7 protein-coding genes are annotated in these 6,102 nt (G+C 28.9%); 1 reads left to right on the forward strand and 6 read right to left on the reverse strand.

The window, feature by feature from the left end:
- Positions 1-69: 69 nt before the first annotated feature.
- The 5 genes from I6E15_RS05410 to I6E15_RS05430 all read right to left on the reverse strand — a co-directional run bounded on the left by I6E15_RS05410 (position 70) and on the right by I6E15_RS05430 (position 4,719).
- The gene (locus tag I6E15_RS05410; RefSeq protein ID WP_235246379.1) at positions 70-309 is read right to left on the reverse strand and encodes a hypothetical protein; all 240 of its coding nucleotides are present in this window, start codon (positions 307-309) and stop codon (positions 70-72) included.
- Positions 296-490, reverse strand: a complete 195-nt coding sequence (locus I6E15_RS05415; protein ID WP_235246382.1) for a hypothetical protein — start codon at positions 488-490, stop codon at positions 296-298. The genes I6E15_RS05410 and I6E15_RS05415 overlap by 14 nt, the downstream gene beginning before the upstream one ends.
- 395 nt (positions 491-885) lie before the next feature.
- The gene (locus I6E15_RS05420; protein WP_235246389.1) at positions 886-3,702 is read right to left on the reverse strand and encodes a toprim domain-containing protein; all 2,817 of its coding nucleotides are present in this window, start codon (positions 3,700-3,702) and stop codon (positions 886-888) included.
- A gap of 83 nt (positions 3,703-3,785) precedes the next feature.
- Positions 3,786-4,517 carry an antA/AntB antirepressor family protein gene (locus tag I6E15_RS05425; RefSeq protein WP_235246396.1) on the reverse strand — a complete coding sequence of 244 codons (732 nt, stop codon included), beginning with the start codon at positions 4,515-4,517 and terminating at the stop codon, positions 3,786-3,788.
- A 1-nt stretch (position 4,518) separates the two neighbouring features.
- Positions 4,519-4,719, reverse strand: a complete 201-nt coding sequence (locus I6E15_RS05430; protein ID WP_235246402.1) for a helix-turn-helix domain-containing protein — start codon at positions 4,717-4,719, stop codon at positions 4,519-4,521.
- A 168-nt stretch (positions 4,720-4,887) separates the two neighbouring features.
- On the opposite strand from I6E15_RS05430, the gene I6E15_RS05435 reads away from it, so the two are divergent.
- Positions 4,888-5,487 (forward strand): helix-turn-helix domain-containing protein, encoded by a 600-nt coding sequence (locus I6E15_RS05435; protein WP_235246412.1) that lies wholly within the window; start codon positions 4,888-4,890, stop codon positions 5,485-5,487.
- A 167-nt stretch (positions 5,488-5,654) separates the two neighbouring features.
- Here I6E15_RS05435 and I6E15_RS05440 read toward each other — a convergent pair whose 3' ends face one another.
- Positions 5,655-5,960 carry a hypothetical protein gene (locus I6E15_RS05440; protein ID WP_235246414.1) on the reverse strand — a complete coding sequence of 102 codons (306 nt, stop codon included), beginning with the start codon at positions 5,958-5,960 and terminating at the stop codon, positions 5,655-5,657.
- Positions 5,961-6,102: the final 142 nt, after the last annotated feature.

Raw genomic sequence — 6,102 nt, forward strand, 5'->3', positions numbered from 1 at the left:
ATATATAATCCTAGTAGTTAATCAATTTATTGAAGTCTGTAGTAATTCTTAACTTTTTTTCTAAACTAACTATATTTTTGAATTAAGATATTCGATAAACTCTATTGCATCATAGTACCCCAGAGCATCAAACTCATATGGGCTACAAGAAAAATAATCTATCCCTTTTGCCTCACAGAAGTTAAGTTTTAAAGCCTCTCTAGCCTCCTCCCTATCAATACCAAACTTTTTAGCAATCTCAGAGCATAGCCCAAATATTGTTCTCATCTGTTTAATTGTCAAGTGATAACGATAATTAGTAAAATCCATTTTTTTCCTCCCTCTCTTTTAAACTAAAATATAATTTCTCAAGTTGCTCCCTCACTTCCAAAGGCGAGTGATTAAAATACCATTTATGAAAATGTAAAAATTTTTTAAGGCTCTCGGCGTCATCAAAAGACAAAGCCCTATAGTAAAATGCCTCATATGATCTGCTCATCTTAAAATCCATAGTCCCTCCTTGGCTACATTTTATTTTTTTTAAATCTATATAAATATTATGATTATCTTTTTATTTAGTAGGTTGTAGAAAACCAGTGTCTACCTCCTAAACTTTTTTATTTGATAGAGTTATAGTTAAAATCTACCCTTTGTAGTCAAAATAATATTATTCATACATATATTAGATTAGATAATAACAAATAGTATATTAAGAAAAGTAACTATAATAATAAAAAATATATTTTCTGACTACATTTTAAATATTAATAATATAGTTTAGCTATTTTAAAAGAGTTAGGTAGTAGACAAAGTTTTTTTGATATTACTACGTCTTATTTAATTTTAGTTTTTATTAAATGTTAGATAAAAGGTTTTAGGCTACAACAAAGGCTACAAAGGTTACACCTAGTCTATAGCTAAAAAATCTTTTTTAAAAATATCATTTTTCATAATCTCACAAGCTTTTACAATGATGTTTTCTTTGGTAAAATCCCCCTTAGGAAATCTCACAGATACTCTGTCGTTTATGATAAATCCCTCCTCTATAAGTTGTCTCTTAAGTCCTCTCATATCCAGAAGTTCAAGGGTAGAGTTAGTAAGTAAGTGTTCTTCTGCAATAGCTTTGTAAAGTAGGGAAAATCTCACAAAATGTCTATCCCCCTTAATCTGATAAAAAAGACTCGTATCTTTTCCAGATTCTTTTACAAGTTCCAAAAGTTCTAAAAAGTTGGCAGTAGGTGTGTAATAATTAGATAGTTTTTTATTTAAAAATTTATAAAAATCTTCTAAAATCTCATCTTTTAGAGGGATTATACATTCCAAGGCTCTAAGCCCTGTAAAAATACATAGTCCATTATAAAGCTGTCTCTCGTCATCTACACTTTGAAGATGATAACGGACTTCCCATTGAGGAAATTTTATTTTTTCTCTGTTAAGTCTATAAAAGAGAGCATATTTCCCCAACTTCTCCAAATAATCTGTGGTTTTAAAAATATTAAAAATCTTGCTTTCACATTTATTCTCCTTTGTAAGTTTTATGCTTATCATTCTATTTTTTACAGATACATCAGATAGCTCAGATTCTCCAGATATAATAAGCGGTGTACAGAGTTTAAATTCAGTAAGCTTTGAGGTTATATTTCCTTGGTTTATGGTTTTGTTGTCATAGACAGAACGGATTGTGGCATATAGATCCTCTGCTTTTTCCTTTTGACGAGACCCTGTGATTTTTACCTCATCTATCGCCCAAGGGGTTATATTAGAACAACTTGAAAAGCTACGTATCTGATGATTTGATAAGGTTACTAGAGATTTAATATTTTCCCTTGTACCAAACATAATCCTAGAGATAAACTCTATAAACTCAGTTTTACCAATGGAAGTTGTTCCGCTTACCTCAAGTATTGGGTATGCTCCATCTATGTGAAATCTTCCTAATGCCCAACAAATCCCCAGTAAACTTTCATTTCTATCTTTTCTAAGGCTCAAAAGGTTCTCATCTAACCAAAATTTTTCCTCATCAGTAAAATCTTTTATTTCCTCTAGAGGTTTTATTTTTAAATCAGCTTTACTACAGATAACAGGAGAGGTAGGGTCATAGTATTTGTCATTAATTATCCCATAGTGTTCTATCTCCTCAATATATTTTTCGGCATTTTCTTCCAAAATCCAGCTCCAAAAATTGGGAATAATAGTGATACTACCTAAAAAATACCCTATATTTTCAAGGATTCCATTTTTTGTGATAAGGTCTGTCTTCTTGGCAAAAAACTCCCTCTCACGTCCATTGGTTATGACAAAGCCTCCAATATAGTTATCAGAAAACTTTGTAATCCTTAAAAGAAAATCTGTTATTTTGGTAGTTAAGTTGTAGTAATATCCGTCCTCTCCTTTGCTAAAAGGGGAAATCTTTTTATTTAAGTCTTTTTTAATATCTTCACTAAAGTTAATTTTTATAGGATTATCTATTATTTTTATAAGCCTTTCTTTTCCAAGGTTTATTAAATCTTGATTGGTTTGATTAGTTTCGTTTAACTGATTATTAGTTAATCTATTTTCTAAAGTGTTATTATGTAGGTTAATTTCTTTTGATAGATTGTTAGTAGGCTTATTTTCTAAAGATTTACTACTTAGGTAAGTTTGATTAATATTATCTGATTTATTATCGGTAGATTTATTTTTTAGTCCACTTGTCAATACTTCGTTAAAGTCTTTATAAATTCCTAAATCTACTTCAAATAATTTATCTTTATTACTTTTAATACTAGATAAAATCTTAATTATCTCATCTTTAGATTTTTTTCCTTGGGTGTCGTTATCAGTTGCTATTATTATCTTCTCGAAACTAGAGAGCCAATCTTTTTGATGTTCGATAGATTTTAAGTTACCAGCTCCAAAAGGCAAACTTACAACACTCTCAAATCCCACTTCCAAAGCACTTAATAAATCAATCTCCCCCTCAACTATAATTACATAGCTAAAATCCTTTACAAGTTGCCAACCTAAAAGATAATCGCTTTGGCTTTCCCTTTCAGAAAATATCTTTTTATCAATAGTTCTATATTTTATACCAATCACTTTTTTGCCGTTGGTAAGTGGCATCATCATAGTATTACTTTTTCCAAGTCTTGCAAACTTCTTAAGATATTTATCACTTATACCACGACTAGCAAGATATTTTATCCATTCATCATTTAGAAATTTATCTTTTCTAGCAAGGAATATAGAGGTTAAATCTATATTTTTTTTAATTTCTTTATTAAAAGAGTTATTATCAGTAAAATTATTAGCTCTACCATTTGATAAAGTTTTATCTCCACCTAAAGAACCATCTTTAAAATCTTGGGGGATTTCTCCCCCTAAACATCTATCTTTATTTTCTATGTCTCTAGCAAAATCTTTTGAGTTTTTTCCCTCCTCTTTATAATATTTTTTTATATCTCCATTTAAAGAACTATCCTTGGAGTTAAGGGGATTATCTCCCCTTAAACTTCCATTGTTTTTAGTTTCTACTCTATAAAATCTCCTAAGCTCTGGTATCTCCCCAATATCAAAACCATATTTTGATAAATCCTCTACACGTCCCCCAATATTATTTGAGAAACAAAAGTAAACTCCCTCTGCTATATTTATTGTAAAGTCTGGATTTTCTTTAACTTTATCACAGATTGGACAATACTTAAATCTAAGTTGATTTCCCTGTCTTGTATAATTATAATTCATTTTCTCCCCCTTTCTTCTCTCCCACAAAAATATTAAAAATTTTTCTAAACCATTATATCTATTTATTTTAACTTATCTATCCCCTAAGCTAAAAATTCTTTTTTTAATAAATCCAAGAAATATACTTGCCCCTTTCCTGTGATACGAGTAGTTGTTGAGATTATATCTCCAGTTACTGCTTTAACAACCCTTTCTGCCACCTTAAAAAGCCCTTTTTGTACTGCTGTCTGTGTTGGTTCTGTGGAATTTTTCAAGATAAATCCTTTTTCTCTAAACCATCTATATAGTTTTTTCTCTCCAAGGTGTATCCCCTCAGTAGCTATTAACTTTGAAAACTCCCTAACTAACAAGCAATCACTGGCTTTTTCGATAGTCTCAGCAAAAGAAACTCTTGGAGCATCATTTTCTATCTTTTTTTCTAAAATATCTATTTTTTCTTTATATCCAAGTATTTTCTTATTTTGTATTAGTATTGCTCTAGCCATCACTATTTCATCAGAGTTCCAAGCCTCTTCACATTTTATAAAGTACATACGAGCCTCTTTACCTTTCTCATTTCTTTGTAACATTGAGATCTCCTTAGCCATAGATATTTTCATTAAATGGTCTGTTATTTTTCTTATTCCACCAAAGGCTGTATCGTCTTGGACATTTTTGTCCATCACGATAAAATCAACATTTTCAATAAATCCATATTCACTCATTCTATCAAACCATTTTTTATATGGAGTTAATACCTCTAAAAATCTATGTAACTCTCTACCGCTTACAAGTTGTTCTCCGTCTCTTTCTTGAACCTTAATTAATTCTGTCATATTATTCCTCCTCTAATAAATCTGATATTTGGCATTTTAAAACTTTTACAATCAACCCCAGAGTTTTCAATCTAGGCTCTCCATTTTGGTTCACTAATCTTGTTATAGTTCCCTCAGAAATTCCAGATTTTTTAGATAATTCTCTGTGGCTTAGACAATTTTCAATCATCTTTTCTCTAAATTTCCTTTCATTAAACCTCATTTCAAAGCTCCTTTTTATTAAAATATTTTATAATTTGTTCAGACTGTTGAACGTTTTTTATATTTTAATTATACCCTATATTTTTTAATTGTCAACTACTTTTTTAAATAAATTTTGACAAAACGTTCAAACTATTGTACAATATTATAAAAAGAAAGAGGTGATTAAATGTTAAAAAGTAATTTAAAAGTGCTATTAGCTGAGAGAAATATATCAATAACTCAAGTTTCCAATGATACTGGGATTTCAAGGACAACTCTTACTTCATTGATGTCTGTTGCTAAAGGGATTCAGTTTGAAACTATGAATGCTCTTTGTAATTATCTAAAGATAACTCCTAGTGATCTGTTTATATATGTCCCTTATGATATAGAGATAAAGTTAGATAGTTTTAAATATAAGTATGGTTCTTCTAATAATTTTTTCTCTTTTTTTATAGAAGTTTTAAAAGAAAATAGAAAATATGTAATTTTATTTAATGGGTATATTTATAATTTTGAAAAAGATTTTGATATTCAATTGGATTTATATCAAGAATTAGAAACCGAAGAGGATAAAGACGATTTTAAAAATATAAAATATTATTTAGAAAAACTTCCTATACAATTTTTTGTTGATATAGAAAATCAAATTAGAAAAATATTTGTAGAAGAGTTAGAATTTTCTGATTTCTATGATAAAATCAATGAAGAAATCCCATTTATAGATGATAAAATAAAAGAGGAAGATTTATATATCAAATTTGATTGGTCTTTTCTTGATAAATAATAAAAATTCAGTTACTAATTAAAACTTTTCTCAGACCTAATCACTCTATAAATCTAGCTATTAGAAAAGGAGGGATTCTTTTCCCTCCTAAAAGATTTTTCTTATTATTTTTTCAATGATTTTAGCAAGTATCTCTATTAGCCTATACTTATAGAAATTGTCCATATCTATTTACCGTTAGTGACGTAATATTCAAAAGCCATTATTTCAGCTTTTTCCTTACCGATTCTCGCTATAGATTGCTCACTAGATTTTATCTCTTTGTTAATTTGAGTAATCCATTCATCAAAAGATTCATAAGGACAACCAACAGGAAGTTCTTCTCCGTCAGTTCTCATTTTTTCAAGAGTTTTAAGAGTTAATTTATCATCAGCTAACTCCTTAGTATACCCAACCTCTCTTTTTATAGACTCTTTTAGTTTGTCTAAAGATTCTTGAACAATCACTTTTGCCTCTTCTACTGATAATGCCATATCCGTACCTCCTTTAATTTATTTGTTTTATCTTTATAACCTATTGTATCATAAAGAATATTAAAGACTAACTATTAAATGTCAAGTCAAAAATAAAAAAATTAAATAAATTTGTTAATTTAAAAAAATGCATCACAAAAAT

Source organism: Fusobacterium perfoetens (assembly GCF_021531475.1).
Classification (GTDB): domain Bacteria; phylum Fusobacteriota; class Fusobacteriia; order Fusobacteriales; family Fusobacteriaceae; genus Fusobacterium_B.